At 72.0% G+C, this 14,940-nt stretch carries 18 protein-coding genes; 8 read left to right on the top strand and 10 right to left on the bottom strand.

Going from position 1 to position 14,940, the window contains the following annotated elements:
- Window positions 1–3: 3 nt before the first annotated feature.
- Entirely contained in the window at window positions 4–360 is a 357-nt protein-coding gene (locus IF06_RS0126500; protein WP_013287401.1) for a VOC family protein, read from the bottom strand.
- Window positions 361–516: 156 nt separating this feature from the next.
- On the opposite strand from IF06_RS0126500, the gene IF06_RS0126495 reads away from it, so the two are divergent.
- Window positions 517–3,372: an aconitate hydratase gene (locus IF06_RS0126495; protein ID WP_030274239.1), complete on the top strand. Its 2,856-nt coding sequence runs from the start codon at window positions 517–519 to the stop codon at window positions 3,370–3,372.
- 66 nt (window positions 3,373–3,438) lie between these two features.
- On the opposite strand, the gene IF06_RS0126490 is transcribed toward IF06_RS0126495, so the two are convergent.
- The gene (locus IF06_RS0126490; RefSeq protein WP_030274237.1) at window positions 3,439–3,753 is read right to left on the bottom strand and encodes a hypothetical protein; all 315 of its coding nucleotides are present in this window, start codon (window positions 3,751–3,753) and stop codon (window positions 3,439–3,441) included.
- Between the two features lie 88 nt (window positions 3,754–3,841).
- Here IF06_RS0126490 and IF06_RS0126485 point away from each other — a divergent pair, with 88 nt between their 5' ends.
- Together IF06_RS0126485 and IF06_RS0126480 are read left to right on the top strand one after the other, a co-directional pair.
- Entirely contained in the window at window positions 3,842–4,609 is a 768-nt protein-coding gene (locus IF06_RS0126485) for a DUF5753 domain-containing protein (RefSeq protein ID WP_030274235.1), read from the top strand.
- Complete coding sequence (locus IF06_RS0126480) at window positions 4,600–4,785, top strand: DUF397 domain-containing protein (protein WP_030274233.1); 186 nt, start codon at window positions 4,600–4,602, stop codon at window positions 4,783–4,785. Before IF06_RS0126485 ends, IF06_RS0126480 begins: the two co-directional genes overlap by 10 nt.
- A gap of 6 nt (window positions 4,786–4,791) precedes the next feature.
- Here IF06_RS0126480 and IF06_RS0126475 read toward each other — a convergent pair whose 3' ends face one another.
- Window positions 4,792–5,307: a GNAT family N-acetyltransferase gene (locus IF06_RS0126475; RefSeq protein WP_030274231.1), complete on the bottom strand. Its 516-nt coding sequence runs from the start codon at window positions 5,305–5,307 to the stop codon at window positions 4,792–4,794.
- 280 nt (window positions 5,308–5,587) lie between these two features.
- On the opposite strand from IF06_RS0126475, the gene IF06_RS0126470 reads away from it, so the two are divergent.
- Complete coding sequence (locus tag IF06_RS0126470) at window positions 5,588–6,553, top strand: trypsin-like serine peptidase (protein WP_013287407.1); 966 nt, start codon at window positions 5,588–5,590, stop codon at window positions 6,551–6,553.
- Window positions 6,554–6,635: 82 nt separating this feature from the next.
- Window positions 6,636–6,842 carry a hypothetical protein gene (locus IF06_RS0126465; protein WP_013287408.1) on the top strand — a complete coding sequence of 69 codons (207 nt, stop codon included), beginning with the start codon at window positions 6,636–6,638 and terminating at the stop codon, window positions 6,840–6,842.
- 64 nt (window positions 6,843–6,906) lie between these two features.
- Here IF06_RS0126465 and IF06_RS0126460 read toward each other — a convergent pair whose 3' ends face one another.
- On the bottom strand, window positions 6,907–7,311 hold the full coding sequence (locus IF06_RS0126460) for an SRPBCC family protein (RefSeq protein WP_030274229.1): 405 nt from the start codon (window positions 7,309–7,311) through the stop codon (window positions 6,907–6,909).
- Between the two features lie 81 nt (window positions 7,312–7,392).
- Between IF06_RS0126460 and IF06_RS0126455 the strand changes: the two genes are divergently transcribed.
- Window positions 7,393–7,869: a YfbM family protein gene (locus IF06_RS0126455; protein WP_030274227.1), complete on the top strand. Its 477-nt coding sequence runs from the start codon at window positions 7,393–7,395 to the stop codon at window positions 7,867–7,869.
- A gap of 111 nt (window positions 7,870–7,980) precedes the next feature.
- Complete coding sequence (locus tag IF06_RS0126450; RefSeq protein WP_030274225.1) at window positions 7,981–8,760, top strand: hypothetical protein; 780 nt, start codon at window positions 7,981–7,983, stop codon at window positions 8,758–8,760.
- Between the two features lie 10 nt (window positions 8,761–8,770).
- On the opposite strand, the gene IF06_RS0126445 is transcribed toward IF06_RS0126450, so the two are convergent.
- Window positions 8,771–9,502 carry an SDR family NAD(P)-dependent oxidoreductase gene (locus tag IF06_RS0126445; RefSeq protein ID WP_030274223.1) on the bottom strand — a complete coding sequence of 244 codons (732 nt, stop codon included), beginning with the start codon at window positions 9,500–9,502 and terminating at the stop codon, window positions 8,771–8,773.
- A 95-nt stretch (window positions 9,503–9,597) separates the two neighbouring features.
- Between IF06_RS0126445 and IF06_RS0126440 the strand changes: the two genes are divergently transcribed.
- On the top strand, window positions 9,598–10,446 hold the full coding sequence (locus IF06_RS0126440) for a LysR family transcriptional regulator (protein WP_030274221.1): 849 nt from the start codon (window positions 9,598–9,600) through the stop codon (window positions 10,444–10,446).
- Window positions 10,447–10,455: 9 nt separating this feature from the next.
- Here IF06_RS0126440 and IF06_RS0126435 read toward each other — a convergent pair whose 3' ends face one another.
- The 5 genes from IF06_RS0126435 to IF06_RS0126415 form a co-directional block, all read right to left on the bottom strand.
- A complete protein-coding gene (locus IF06_RS0126435; protein ID WP_030274220.1) occupies window positions 10,456–10,935 on the bottom strand; it encodes a GNAT family N-acetyltransferase in 480 nt (159 codons plus the stop codon).
- A gap of 29 nt (window positions 10,936–10,964) precedes the next feature.
- The gene (locus IF06_RS0126430; protein ID WP_013287415.1) at window positions 10,965–11,573 is read right to left on the bottom strand and encodes a GTP-binding protein; all 609 of its coding nucleotides are present in this window, start codon (window positions 11,571–11,573) and stop codon (window positions 10,965–10,967) included.
- Window positions 11,554–11,943, bottom strand: coding sequence for a DUF742 domain-containing protein (locus IF06_RS0126425; RefSeq protein ID WP_013287416.1), 390 nt, complete (start codon window positions 11,941–11,943; stop codon window positions 11,554–11,556). The genes IF06_RS0126430 and IF06_RS0126425 overlap by 20 nt, the downstream gene beginning before the upstream one ends.
- On the bottom strand, window positions 11,940–12,365 hold the full coding sequence (locus IF06_RS0126420; RefSeq protein ID WP_013287417.1) for a roadblock/LC7 domain-containing protein: 426 nt from the start codon (window positions 12,363–12,365) through the stop codon (window positions 11,940–11,942). Before IF06_RS0126420 ends, IF06_RS0126425 begins: the two co-directional genes overlap by 4 nt.
- Window positions 12,366–12,431: 66 nt before the next feature.
- Complete coding sequence (locus IF06_RS0126415; protein WP_013287418.1) at window positions 12,432–14,924, bottom strand: nitrate- and nitrite sensing domain-containing protein; 2,493 nt, start codon at window positions 14,922–14,924, stop codon at window positions 12,432–12,434.
- Window positions 14,925–14,940: the final 16 nt, after the last annotated feature.

Raw genomic sequence — 14,940 nt, 5'->3', positions numbered from 1 at the left:
GGGTCAGCCCGCGGGGGCCAGAAACTCCAGCCGGTTGCCGTGCGGGTCGTACGTGTGGAACCGACGCATGCCGGGAATCTCGTCGTCGCCCCAGGTCACTGTGTGTCCGGCGGCGTCGAGGCGGGCGGCCAGCTCGTCCAGGTCGGTGCGCAGCAGCGCGGGGTGCGCCTTGCGGGCCGGGCGGAAGTCGTCCTCGACGCCCAGGTGCAGTTCGGCGTCGTACCCGGTGAACCAGCAGCCACCGCGGGCGGCGAGGGCCGGGGGTTTGGGCTTCTCGGTGAGGCCGAGCAGGCCCGCGTAGAAGGAGCGGGACGCGTCCTCGGAGCCGCGGGGGCAGGCGAGCAGGACGTGATGGATCATGGTGGCACCTCCTCGTCCCGCAGCGTGGCACGAGGTTGCACGAATAGCAAGACGGACGTACGGTTTTGTAGAGACCGACGCAGGTAAGTGTTGCCTAAGCACGGCAGCGCCCCGGCCGGTGCGACAAACTGCTCAGGACTACTCACGGTCGCTGGTGTGAAGGAGTACGACGTGGCGAGCCTCGACACCTTCGGTGCGAAGACCCAGCTACGCGTCGGAGACGCGAGCTACGAGATTTTCAGGATCGACAAGGTGGAGGGCCACGAGCGACTGCCCTACAGCTTGAAGATCCTGCTGGAGAACCTGCTGCGGACCGAGGACGGCGCGAACATCACCGCCGACCACATCCAGCAGCTCGGCGCGTGGGACGCCACCGCCGACCCGAGCGTGGAGATCCAGTTCACCCCGGCCCGGGTGCTGATGCAGGACTTCACCGGCGTGCCCTGCGTGGTCGACCTGGCCACCATGCGCGAGGCGGTCCGTGACCTGGGCGGCGACGCCACCAAGGTCAACCCCCTCGCTCCGGCCGAGCTGGTCATCGACCACTCGGTCATCGCCGACCTGTTCGGCCGCGAGGACGCCTTCGAGCGCAACGTCGAGCTGGAGTACGAGCGCAACAAGGAGCGCTACCAGTTCCTGCGCTGGGGTCAGACCGCGTTCAACGAGTTCAAGGTCGTCCCGCCGGGCACCGGCATCGTGCACCAGGTCAACATCGAGTACCTGGCCCGTACGATCATGGAGCGCAACGGCCAGGCGTACCCGGACACGGTCGTCGGCACCGACTCGCACACCACCATGGTCAACGGCCTGGGCGTGCTGGGCTGGGGCGTCGGCGGCATCGAGGCCGAGGCCGCGATGCTCGGCCAGCCGGTCAGCATGCTGATCCCCCGTGTCGTCGGCTTCAAGCTCTCCGGTGAGATGCCGGCCGGCACCACCGCCACCGACCTGGTGCTGACCATCACCGAGATGCTGCGCAAGCACGGTGTGGTCGGCAAGTTCGTCGAGTTCTACGGCCCCGGCGTGAGCGCGGTGCCGCTTGCCAACCGCGCCACCATCGGCAACATGTCGCCGGAGTACGGCTCGACCGTGGCGATCTTCCCGATCGACGCCGAGACCGTCCGCTACCTGGAGCTGACCGGCCGCGACGCGTCTCAGGTCGCGCTGGTCGAGGCGTACGCCAAGGAGCAGGGCCTCTGGCACGACCCGGAGCGCGAGCCGGAGTACTCCGAGCGCCTGGAGCTGGACCTCGGCACCATCGAGCCGTCGCTGGCCGGCCCGAAGCGCCCGCAGGACCGGGTGCCGCTGGGCAGCGCCAAGACGCTGTTCCGCGCCGCGCTCAGCGACTACGTGGCAGCCGACGAGACCGGTGGCGACCCGGGCCGCAAGCCGGGCGTGCCGCAGCAGGAGAAGCCGTTCGGCGCCGACGGCCCGGCCGACGAGGCGTCGGCCGAGTCGTTCCCGGCAAGCGACTCCCCCGCCAACGGCGTGAACGACCCGGCGGACGCGCCGCGCGACCTGGAGACCGCCGCGGTGGGCGCGGGCGGCCGGGCCAGCAATCCGGTACGCGTGACCGGCGCCGACGGCGTCGAGTACGAGCTGGACCACGGCGCCGTGGTGATCGCCGCGATCACCTCCTGCACCAACACCTCGAACCCGCAGGTGATGATCGGCGCCGCGCTGCTGGCCCGAAACGCGGTGGAGAAGGGCCTGGCCCGCAAGCCGTGGGTGAAGACCACCCTGGCGCCGGGTTCGAAGGTCGTCATGGACTACTACGACCGAGCCGGCCTCACGCCGTACCTGGAGAAGCTCGGCTTCAACCTGGTCGGCTACGGCTGCACCACCTGCATCGGCAACTCCGGCCCGCTGCCGGAGGAGGTCTCCGCCGCCGTCAACGACGGTGACCTCGCAGTCGTGTCGGTGCTGTCCGGCAACCGCAACTTCGAGGGCCGGATCAACCCGGACGTCAAGATGAACTACCTGGCGTCCCCGCCGCTGGTGGTCGCGTACGCGCTCGCCGGCACCATGGACATCGACCTGGCGAACGAGCCGATCGGCGAGGACGCCCAGGGCAACCCGGTGTTCCTGCGGGAGATCTGGCCGAACAGCGCCGAGATCCAGGACGTCATCGCCTCGGCGATCGGCGCGACCGGCTTCAGCGCCGCGTACGCCGACGTGTTCGCCGGTGACGAGCGCTGGCAGTCGCTGCCGACCCCGACCGGTGACACGTTCTCGTGGGACGGCGAGTCGACCTACGTGCGCAAGCCCCCGTACTTCGAGGGCATGCAGCAGGAGCCGGCCCCGGTCCAGGACATCGCCGACGCGCGCGTGCTGGCGAAGCTGGGCGACTCGGTGACCACCGACCACATCTCCCCGGCCGGTTCGATCAAGGCGGACTCCCCCGCCGGCAAGTACCTGGCCGAGCACGGCGTGGCCCGGCACGAGTTCAACTCGTACGGCTCCCGCCGCGGCAACCACGAGGTGATGATCCGGGGCACGTTCGCCAACATCCGGCTGCGCAACCAGCTCGTCCCGGGTGTCGAGGGCGGCTTCACGGTCAACCACCTGACCGGCGAGCAGACCTCGATCTACGACGCCTCGATGGCCTACCAGGAGGCGGGCGTCCCGCTGGTCATCCTGGCCGGCAAGGAGTACGGCTCGGGCTCGTCGCGTGACTGGGCCGCCAAGGGCACCATGCTGCTGGGCGTGAAGGCGGTCATCGCCGAGTCGTACGAGCGGATCCACCGCTCGAACCTGATCGGCATGGGCGTACTGCCGCTGCAGTTCCCGGGCGGCGAGACCGCCGAGTCGCTGGGCCTGACCGGCACGGAGACGTTCTCGATCAGCGGCGTCACCGCGCTGAACGACGGCGACACCCCGCGCACGGTGAAGGTCACCACCGACACCGGCGTGGAGTTCGACGCCGTGGTCCGCATCGACACCCCGGGTGAGGCGGACTACTACCGGCACGGCGGCATCCTGCAGTACGTGCTGCGCCGCATGATCGCCAGCTGAGTTCTTCATGTAAGGAAGGGCCCCTTCTTAACAGACGTCTGTTAAGAAGGGGCCCTTCCTTACATCTCAGCGGAGGCGGAGCGCGACGGCGCGTGCCTCGGCGTCGGTGAGCGGCAGGAACCACAGGAAGCGCCGCACGATCGCGATCGGGTCCGGGCCGTCGGGCCGGCCGCGCAGGTCGCGGATGGCCTGCCGGGTGAGCCGGGAGAACTCGGGGATCATCGTGGCGCGGCGGGCGGCGTCGGTGGGCGCGGCCCGCAGGGTCGGGCACGGCCAGGGCTCGCCGCAGCGGTCGCAGCGCCAGGCCGGACCGCACGCGCGGTGGCCGGTCAGCGGCAGCACCACCCGGGGGTACGCCGATGTGGGTGTCGGTCCGGTCATGCCTCCACCGTGCCGAGGGTGCCCGAACAATCACACAGCGTTGTGTAATCTCCTTCGGACGGTTCTTTTGCTCCGGGGAGGAATGGGCATGAACCACGCCTTCGTCACCGCGCTGGCCGGCGCCGGCCACACCGCCGAGAGCCTGGCGGAGCGGCTCGGCCTGCACCCGAAGACGGTGGCCCGGTGGGCGAACCCCGGGCACATCCCGCAGAGCCGGCACCGCGCGACTGTGGCGAACCTGCTGGGCCAGCCGATCGAGGCGCTCTGGCCCGACGCGGTCCGCCGCCGCGAGCCCGTCTGGTTCCGCCCGTGGGTGGACATCGAACGCGAGGCGGTCGCGCTACGCACGTTCGAGCTGGCGTGGGTGCCGGGTCTGTTGCAGACCGAGGCGTACGCCCGGGCCACGTTCATCGGCCAGCCGCTGACCGCCGACGAGATCACCGACCTGGTCACCGCCCGGCTGGACCGGCAGGGCATCCTCACCCGGCCGCGCGGGCCGCTGTACGTCGTGGTGCTCGACGAGCAGGTGCTGCGCCGCGCCGCCGCCGGCGACCGGGCGCTGATGGCCGCGCAGGTGGCCCATCTGCTCGCCTGCGCCGAGCTGCCGAACGTGCAGCTCCACGTGGTGCCGGCCGACACGCCGACCTATCCCGGGCTGGACGGGCCGTTCGTCATCGCGGAGCTGCGCGACGGCAACCGGGTGGCGCATGTGGACAGCCAGGCCCGCGCGCAGATCATCGAGCAGCCCTCGGAGATTGCTACCCTGGAGCGTCGGTGGGAACGCATCCGGGGCGAGGCGCTGCCCCGCGCGCGGACCCTGGAACTGCTGAGGGAAGTGGCGGCGGCATGGACCTGAGCGGCGCCCGGTGGCGCAAGAGCACCCGCAGCGGCGGCAACGGCGGCAACTGCGTCGAGGTCGCCGGCAACCTGCCCGGTGTGGTCGGCGTCCGCGACTCGAAGGACCCGGCCGGGCCGGTGCTCACCTTCACCCCGGCCGCGTGGACCCGGTTCGTGACGTCGGCCCGCCGCTGAGCCCGGTCAGGCCAGGCGCGCGGCGTACACGTGCACCGGATCCCCCGATTCGGACGTCGTCGCACGCTCGAAGCTCAGCCCGATCCGCTCCGCGACCCGCTGTGAGGGCATGTTGTCCGGGTGGATGATCGCGACGAGACGGTCGACGCCCAGCCGATCGCGCTCGTGGTCGCGACACGCGGCCGCCGCCTCCGTGGCGAATCCGCGACCCTGCATCCCGGTCCGCAGGTGGTAACCGACTTCGACCTCCATCACCCCGTCCACCGGCTGCGGAGTGAGACCGCAGTCGCCGACGAACTCGCCTGTCGCCCGTGACCTGAGCACCCACAGTCCGAAGCCGTGGCCGCGGTAGAGGCCCTCGTTCCAGCGGATCCAGTCCAGTGCCTCCGCCCGGATCTTCGGTCGCCGGTAGTAGCGCATCACAATCGGGTCGCCGAGAAGGGCGGCCATGTCGTCGAGGTCGTCGACGGTCATCTCGGCGAAGGTCAGTCGTCCGGTGGCGGGCGGCGGATCAGCAGTCATGGTGGCCCCGGCCCCTTCGTCACGGCTTCGAGGCTACCGAGGCCGAGCGCCGCTCACGAACCGGCGGCAACGAACGACCGCTGAAGCCGGCATCCCACTCATCGTGAAATTGCAATTCGGTGATGTCCCTCGCCCCCCGATCGCACATCCGACACCGCAAACAATCGACGTCCATGATTCGTTGACACGCTCCGAAGCCCGTCGATACGTTGCCGATATCGCGATGCACAACGGGGGCGCTCCAGTTTCGATCCGGGAATCGAACACTGGGAAGGATTTCATGAAGACGACGATCAGACTTCTGGCCCTGCCGGCCCTGATCCTGCCGGCGATCCTCGCCGGCACTCCGGCACTGGCCGGCACCGGCACCGCCGCAGGCACGGCCGCTCCGGCTGCTGTCACGTCGATCGAGCGCAAGGCGGGGTCGTCCTCGCAGGCCAGGGCCTACTGGACGGCCGAGCGCATGGCGGCGGCCACTCCCGCCGACGAGGTGGAGAAGGCCGCCGGCCCGGTCACCCAGAGCCCCACCGCGGAGCGGGTGCGGCGCTTCGCGGAGGCGGTGGCACCGAAGGACGGCAGCGGCTTCGGCACCCAACTGAACGAGTCGATCACGGTGGGGAAGATCTTCTACACCAGTTCCACCGACGGTCTCGGCCACTACTGCTCGGCGAGCGTGGTGAACAGTCCGGCGCGCAACATGGTCTTCACCGCCGCGCACTGCGTGCACGACGGGCCGGGCCGGGACTGGCACACCGCGAACTGGATGTTCGTGCCGTCGTACCGCAACGGCGCGCAGCCGTACGGCACCTGGGACTGGTCCACGCTCGCGGTGCCGAGCGGCTGGATCAGCACCCGTGAGCGGCAGTACGACGTGGCCGTCGCGCTCGTCTACGGCAGCCGGTCGATCGTGGACGCGGTCGGCGCCAACGGGCTGCTCACCGGCGGTGGCCGGGCGTACCACTACGACATCTTCGGCTACCCGAGCAACAAGGACAGCGGCGAGATCCAGTGGGTCTGCTCGGGCACGTCGAGGGACGCGGGCAGCAACCGGATCGAGATGAACTGCGGCTTCGGGGGCGGTTCGAGCGGCGGCCCGTGGTACTACAGCTACGACAACACCACCAGACGTGGTGACGTGCACGGGGTGATGAGCTACTCGAGCGGCTCGAACACGAACGGCTCGCCGTACTTCTCCGCCGCGGTGGTGGGGACGCTCTACAACACGTACGCGAACGACACCTGGTGAACGACGGTCCGCCTGGTGTGCCACCCGGCGCACCAGGCGGGCCGGCACCAGGCGGACCGGCACCCGGCCCGGAGGAGGCGACATGTCACATCGTGTGCTGCTCGGCGCGGCCGCCGTCGCGGCGCTCGCCGTCGCCGCGGCCGTCGTGGTCCTCGCGGCGCGCGAGGGCGACGCGGGGCGACCGGCGCCGCCCGGCCCGGTGGTCGCGACGCACAATCCGAGCCCCGGCGCCACCGACCCGTCCGAATACTGGACGAGGGAACGAATGCGGGACGCCATCGGCGACTGATTCACCGAATTGCATTCACCGGCCACCACAGCTGTTATTCGCCGCAGCGCAATTCCCATTCCGGTCAGCCGGTGGCGCTCTCCAGTACGGCCTTGAGCCGGGCCAGGTCCGCCTCCACGAGCGCGGTGTCCCGGTCGAAGTCCGCGTCGCTCATGCCGGGCATCCGCCGCAGGCTGAACACCACCTCGGTGGCGTCGCCGTCGGCGATGGCGCGCAACGGCACGTACACCGTCTCGCCCGACGGCGTCCGCACCTCGTGGTCGAGCACGCCGTACTCGTTGGCAGGGGCGAACGTGAGCCGCGCCCGCCCTTCGGGTGTGTCCACGAACCAGTGGCCGTCGACGGGCACGACCGAACCGCCGAGGCCCGGCGCCCAGCGGGCCAGGTTCGCCGGGTCGGCGGCGAAGGCGTAGACCTCCGCCACCGGACGATCGATGTGGACGCTGAGGTGCCGGGTGTCAGTGGCCATACGCCGATGATCACACGGCTGTCGGACGCCTGCGTTACGCTGCCGCCGATTTCCACAGACACCCCCCGGGGAGACGACCACATGGGCATGGTGTTCGCCGCACGCCGGCTGTCCGGCGCGGAACTGGCGACGGTACTGGCCGATCCGGACACGGTCGGCACGCTGTTCCAGGGCGGTCCGGACGAACTCGACCTCGACAAGGCGTGGCACGGGCTGCACTACCTGCTGACCGGCACCACGTACGAGATCCGGGGCGACGCCGGGCCGGCGATCGTCGGCGGCGACCCGATCGGGCCGGATCTCGGCATGGGCCCGGCCCGGCTGCTCATGCCGGATGCGGTCCGCACCGTGGCCGCCGGGCTCGACGCGGTGGACGACGCGACGCTGCGGGCCCGCTTCGACCCGGAGGCCATGTCGGAGGCCGAGATCTACCCGCACATCTGGGACGACGGCGACGACGAGTTCGACGGCTACCTGCTGCCCTACTTCACCGCGCTGCGCGACTTCTACCGCGACGCGGCGGCGAGCGGCGACGCCGTGCTGCTCGCCGTCACCTGAGCCGCCGCGAATCGGCGCGCGGGCACCCGAGCGGTCGCGAGCCGGTGCGCGGGCACCTGAGCCGCCGAAACCGGCGCGCGGCGCCGGGGCGGGCGCCGGTAGCGTGCCGGCGTGGGACTCGACGCGTTCGTGTACTGCCGGTGCTGGCAGGACGGCCTCGCCACGCCGTGCCCGATCGGGCCGGTCGGCTACGACGAGGACGGGTGGCTCGCGCTGGTGCAGGCCGGCGAGTACGACGGGGCCGCCGACAACGCCTTCTACGCGTGGATGACCGGGGACGCCTGCCCGCACCGGCACATGGAGCTGGTCAGCGAGCGCGTGTCCAACTGGGCCGGCGTACGCCTGTTCCAGCAGGCGTTGCGCGCGGCCGGCGAGCACCGTTTCCCGACGCTCGCCGCCGCGCTGCCGGACGCCAACGGCGGCTCGCTGCCCGCCGACCGGGCAGCGGTCGCGCTCGCCGAGCTGGACGTGATCGCAGGCACCGACCGGATCACCGACGAGGTCGAGCTGATCGACGAGGCGACCGGCGCGGTCGTGATGCAGTACGTCGAGGCCTACCGCGGGTTGTTCATGTTCGGCCCGGGCTTTCAGGCGGGCGTCGACCCGGACGGCTTCTTCGTCCTCGACCGCGCCGACCCGCCGGTGACGCTGTTCCGGGCCGTCCGGTTCGGCCAGCGGCCGCTGCCCGGCGACCGGGTGGAGTTCACCGCCGGCGGGACGCGGACGACAGTGGCGATGCGGCCGGTGGGCGAGCACGGCGAGCCGCCGCCCGAACGGCTCGCGGTGCGGACCCGAAGCCGGCCGGGCGAGGACTTCGCCTACATCGTGGAGCCGCTGCGCCGGCTGTGCGCGGCGTCGGTGGCCACCGGCAACCCGGTCATGTGGTGCTGACGGGCGGCGCTCACCACGGGATCGTGCCCGCGTCCTCGACGTAGCCGCCGGTCGGCCCGTCGTCGGGCAGCGTCGCCAGCTTGATCGCGACCGCCGCGCCCTGCTGTGGGGTCCGCACGCCCCGGAAGCCGTTCAGGTCGGTCGCGGTGAAGCCGGGGCAGCCGGCGTTGACCAGGATGTTCGTCCCGGCGAGCGCACGTGCGTACTGGATCGTCACCGCGTTGAGCATGCTCTTGGACGGCGCGTACGCGACCGACAGCGGACCGGTCTGGTCCTCGCCTGTGGAGGCGCTCTGCCTGGTCAGCGAGCCGACGCCGCTGGACATGTTGACGATCCGGGGCGAGGCCGAGCGCCGCAGCAGCGGCAGCATCGCCTCGGTCACCCGGACCACCCCGATCACGTTCACCTCGACGGCGGCCCTGATGGTCGCGACGTCCACGTCACCGGGGTGCTGGGGCACGCCACCTGTCACGCCGGCGTTGTTGACGAGCACGTCCAGGCCACCGGCCTCCGTCTCCAGCAGCCGGGCGGCGGCGGTCACGCTCGCGTCGTCGGTCACGTCCAGCGGTACGGCGAACGCGTCCACGCCGCCCGCGCGCAGCTTCGCCACCGCCTCGGCGAGCCGCTGCCCGTCCCGGGCGCCGACGCCCACCCGCCAGCCGAGCGCGCCCAGGCCGGCCGCGATCTCGTACCCGATTCCCTTGTTCGCGCCGGTCACCAGCGCGATCGTCCGTTCACTCATGGTGTCGATCCTGTCCGCGCGGCGGGCGGGCCTCCAACACCACCTCGGTAGCGGGCGATACCCGACGGGTATCAATCCGGCGGTACGGTGGCGGGATGGAGACGCGGGAGCTTCGCTACTTCGTCGCGGTCGCCGAGGAACTGCACTTCGGCCGCGCCGCGCGCCGCCTGGGCATCGCCCAGCCGCCGCTGTCGCGGGCGATCCGCCAGCTCGAACGGCGCCTCGGCGTGACGCTGCTCGAACGGGACAGCCGCCGCGTCGCGCTCACCGGGGCCGGATCGGTGCTGCTCCGCGAGGGCCGCGCGGCCCTGGACGCGGTGGACGCCGCGGACCGCCGTACCCGCCGCGCCGGTGAGGCCGCGAACGGCGGCGCCGGGCTCGTGCTGGCGACGAAGGCGGGGGCGTCGAGCGAGCTGCTGCCGAAACTGCTCGACGCGTACGCCGCCGAGCCGGACGCGGTCCGGGTGGAGGTGCTGCTGTCCGGCATCGGTGAGCAGGAACGGCTGCTGCGCGACGGTCGGGCCGACGTGGCGCTGCTGCACCTGCCGTTCGACTCGACGACCGGACTGGACACCGAGGAACTGGTGACGGAACAGCAGGTGCTGGTCCTGCCGGCGGGGCATCCGCTGGCCGGGCGGGCGCAGCTGCGGATGGCCGACGTCGAGACGCTGCCCGGCCTGCCGCTGCCGCGCTGGCCGCTGCGCGACGGCACCTACCCGGACGGGCCGGGCCCCGAGGTGCGGGACCACTCCCAGTTGCTCCAGCTGGTCGCGCTCGGGCGTACCGCGGTGCTGCTGCCGGAGTCGTGCCGGTCGCTGCTGTGGCCGGACATGGCCGCCGTGCCGGTGCCGGACGCGCCGACGGTGACCACTGTGATCGCCTGGCCGCCGCACAGCCGGTCCCGGGCGCTGGCCGGACTGGTCCGCACCGCCACCCGCCTGTGAGGACCGGCGTTAGGACAGATCCTTGCGCATCTGCTGGGTGACCACCCGGTAGCCGGACGTCTCGTACAGCTTGCGGGCCGTCTCGTTGGCGCCGAAGACGTTCAGCTCCAGCGCCTGGGCGCCGTGCTCCCGGGCCGCCCGCTCCCCGGCCGCCAGCAGCGCCCGCCCGAGGCCCCGGCCCCGGTGCCCGGCGGCCACCTCGATGTCGTAGAGGAACGCGCAGTCGGCGAGACCGCGCGGGTGGGTCAGGCCGATCCACAGCCGGCCGACCGGTGAGCCGTCGGCCAGCTCGCCGACCAGGAACAGCATGCCGGGCGTGGCCATGCCCTGCGGCAGGAAGCCGGCGGTGGCCTCCCGGGCCCGGCCGAGCGCCTCCTCGGGCGTCCAGTTGCCGGCCGTGACGTGCTCCCGCGCGTACCCGGCGGCCAGCTCGTCCTGCCATCTGTCGAACTCGTCCGGGTTCATCGCCCGGACCGTCACCTCGGTCATCGCCACTCCCCCGTCGATGTTGTGACCGCTCAGTCCTCGGCGGCGCGGCGGCGCGCCTCCCGCAGCTTCATGGCGTGCTCCAGCAGCGTGATCAGCACCTCCTTGGCCGACTCCCGCTTGCGCGCGTCGCACAGCACCACCGGCACACCCGGGTCCAGGTCGAGCGCGGCCTGCACCTCGTCCAGACGGAACGTCTTGGCGCCCTCGAAGCAGTTCACCGCCACCACGAAGGGCGTACCGCGCCCCTCGAAGTAGTCGATCGACGGGAAGCAGTCGGCCAGCCGGCGGGTGTCGGCGAGCACCACCGCGCCGAGCGCGCCGAGCGCCAGCTCGTCCCAGACGAACCAGAACCGGTCCTGCCCGGGCGTGCCGAACAGATAGAGCACCAGGTCGTCGCTGATGGTGATGCGGCCGAAGTCCATCGCCACAGTGGTGGTCGACTTCTCCTCGATGCCGGACAGGTCGTCGATGCCGATCCCGGTCTCGGTCAGCACCTCCTCGGTCCGCAGCGGGCGGGTCTCACTGACCGCGCCGACCATTGTGGTCTTGCCGACGCCGAACCCGCCCGCGATCAGGATCTTGATCGCGGTGGGCAGCGGCGCGGCGCCCGCCGGCCGCTCAGAGCGCCCGTAGTCCATTGATAACCGCCTCGAAAACGTGCTCGTCGGGAAGGCCGGCGGTGGTCGCGCGCGGCTCGCGTACCTGTACCAGGCTGCGGGCGGCCAGGTCTCCGAGGAGGACCCGGACCGTGCCCACCGGCAGGTCGAGATGGGCGGCGATCTCGGCCACGGAGAGGATCCGCTGGCAGAGGCCGACGATCGCCACGTGCTCCGGGCCCAGCCCGGACTCCGACCCGACATCGGTGCGGGTCGAGGTGACCAGCGAGATCAGGTCGAACGTGCCGGTGACCGGGCGGGCCCGGCCTCCGGTCACCGCGTACGGGCGCACCACCGGGCCGGCGTGGTCGTCCACCCACTCCTGCTCCGCGGAGTCCCCCCGGCCGGTCATCGTGCCGCGTTCTCGCCGAGGGGCTGTTCCCGGGTCGGTGACGCGACGAACCGGCCGACCCGGGTGACGAGCATGGCCATCTCGTACGCGATCAGGCCGACGTCCGCGTCCTCCGAGGCCAGCACCGCCAGGCAGGCGTTGCGCCCGGCCGCGGTGACGAACAGGAAGGAGGACTGCATCTCGATGATGGTCTGCTGTACGTGCCCGCCACCGAACCGCTTGCCCGCGCCGCGGGCCAGGCTCTGGATGCCCGCCGCCATCGCGGCCAGGTGCTCGCCGTCGTCCCGGCTCAATCCGCGGGACGAGGCCATCAACAGTCCGTCGGTGGAGAGCGCCACGGCGTGCTCCGCCTGCTTGACCCGGCCGACCAGGTCATCCAGCAGCCACGTCAGATCCGCGCTCGAAGCCGTCTTCTGCGCCACTCGTCGTCCTCATCTTCCCGGCTGGTGTGCCGTCAGCTTCCGGTTTCCGTCGCGTCGACGTCCCGGTCAGGTAACCTGCTCGTCCGCGTCGGCCGGCCCACCGCCGGCCCCCTGCGCTCCGCCGAGCAGGCGCGCGGCATCGGTACGGCCGCGTCGGGTGCCGCTCTGGTAGGAGCTCATCATCCGGCGCACCTGCTCCGGTGCACGCGCCGTGTCGTCGTCGGCGGCGTCGTCGTCCGCCCCGGTCTGGTCGTGCCGCAGCTCCGGCACGAGGCTGGCCTGGCGTACCCGGACCGGCAGTCCCGCGTCGGTGACCGGCGCCGTCTCCGCCTCGGTCTCCGGCTCCGCCGGTGATGCCTCTGCCGCGTCCGTCGTGGCGGCGGGCCGACGCTCCACCACCGCGAGCTCCGTGGTGGGCCCCGCCACCGCGGGCTGCCGCTTGCGGGTACGGGCGGGCAGCCCGGAGGGGGTCAGCCGAGGTGCCTGGGTCACCGGCTCCGGCGCCTGCGGGGCGGGCTCGGCCGGCTGGTCCGGTTCGGCGCCGCCGTCCGGGCCGGACGGGATCGCCGGCCCGTCGCCGTCGCCGGCCGGCGTGCTCCGTGCCGGAGCCGGCGCGGGCGCCGCGGGCAGGGCCGTCCCGGGTGCGGGCAGGCCGTCGGCCTCGTCGGCGCCGTCGGCGCCCTCGGCGGTGATCAGTTCACGCGGGATCAGCACCACTGCGGTGGTGCCGCCGTACGCGGACTCCTTGAGCTGCACCTTGACGCCGTGCCGCTCGGTGAGCCGGCTGACCACGAACAGGCCGAGCCGGGCGGCGTCGGCGAGGTTCAGCTCGGACCGGTCGACGATGCGCGCGTTGGCGGCGGCCAGCTCGTCGGCGCTCATGCCGAGGCCGCGGTCCTCGATCTCGATGGCGAAGCCGTTGACCACGAGCTGACCGCGGACCTCCACAGTGGTCTGCGGCGGCGAGAAGGAGAGTCCGTTCTCGATCAGCTCGGCCAGCAGGTGGATCACGTCACCGACGGCACGGCCGGTGAGCGACACCTCGCCGAGCGGGAACACGGTGACCCGGGTGTAGTCCTCGACCTCGGCGACCGCGCCGCGGACCACGTCGACCATGGGGACGTTGCGCCGCCAGGCCCGGCCCGGCGTCGAGCCGGAGAGCACGATCAGGTTCTCCGCGTTGCGCCGCATCCGGGTGGCCAGGTGGTCGACCCGGAACAGATCCTCCAGCTCCTCGGCGTCGTGTTCCCGGCGTTCCATCGCGTCCAGCAGCGTCAGCTGCCGGTGCACGAGCGCCTGGGTACGCCGGGCCAGGCTGAGGAACACGTCGCGGACGCTGCGGCGCAGTTCGGCCTGCTCGACGGCGGTCCGGACGGCGGTCTCCTGCACGACGTTGAACGCCTTGCCCACCTGGCCGATCTCGTCGTCGCCGAACTGCAGGGGTGGCGCCTCGCGGGCGACGTCCACCTCCTCGCCGCGGCCCAGGCGCTCCACGACGCTCGGCAGCCGTTCGTGCGCCAGCTTGAAGGCGGCCTCGCGGAGCCGTTCGAGCTGGCGGACGAGCGCCCGCGCCGTGGTGATCGACACGACCACGGAGGCGATGACGGCGATCAGGCCGAGACCGGCGGCGAGCACCAGCCGCACGATGACGCCCACCGCGACCGGCGTGGCCCGGGAGACGATGTCCTCACCGCCGGCGAGGATCACCTCGCGCAGGTCGGCCATCGCCTTCTCGGCGGCGGCCTGCCAGGCCGCGGCGGTCACCGGCGGGCGCACCTCGGCGCCCTTGGCCGCGAGCACCTGGTCCTGGAGCGTGCGGAGCTGCTGGAACGCGTCGCCCTCGACCATCCGCTCGAAGCGGGCACGGTCGCCGGGGGCGAGTTCGCGGGCGGTGCGGTCGGCGAGGAACCACTGCGCGCCGACCAGGCGGGCGAACGCGGTCTGCTCGCCGACGGTGATCCGGTTGGCCGCGATCGCGCCGGTGAGCAGCGCGTCCTGTTGGGACAGCAGCTCCCGGGACCGGTTGAGGTCGATGAGCGCGGCGGTGTCCTCGGCGATCTCGTCATCGTCGAGGCCGCCGAGGGCGTCGAAGACCGCGAAGATCCCGTCGACCGCGTCGTCGTACGCGATCAGCGTGGTGGTCCGGTCGATGGTCTTGCGGCTGACGTCGGCGCGTACCTGGCCGAGCTGGTCCAGCTCGGCCTTCAGCTCGTCGAGCCGCTGCATCAGCTCCTCGCTGGCCGGGATCTCGGTGCGCCAGTCCCGCACCGAGCGCCACAGCGCGCCGGCGGTCTCGTCGGTACGCGCGCGCTGGGCCTCCAGCTCCTGCAACCGGCTCGGGTCGGACTCGCCGAGGTAGCGCAGCGACAGCCGCCGCTCGGCCTGCAGCTCCAGAAGCAGCGGGTCGCTCGGTTCGAAGACGCGCGCGTTGAGCGTCTGCACGCCGAGCAGGTTGAATCCGTCCCGTACGGTCACCCATGCGGCGAACGCCCAGAGCGCGGTCAGCGACGCCAGCAGCGCGATGATCTTCGTACGGAGATTCGTACTGCGGGAACCCATCACACCGTCCTGGCCC

The organism is Micromonospora globosa, from assembly GCF_000717585.1.
Classification (GTDB): Bacteria; Actinomycetota; Actinomycetes; order Mycobacteriales; family Micromonosporaceae; genus Micromonospora; species Micromonospora aurantiaca.
The sequence above is the reverse complement of the archived record's forward strand: the minus strand, read 5'-3'. Positions and strand labels throughout refer to the sequence as shown.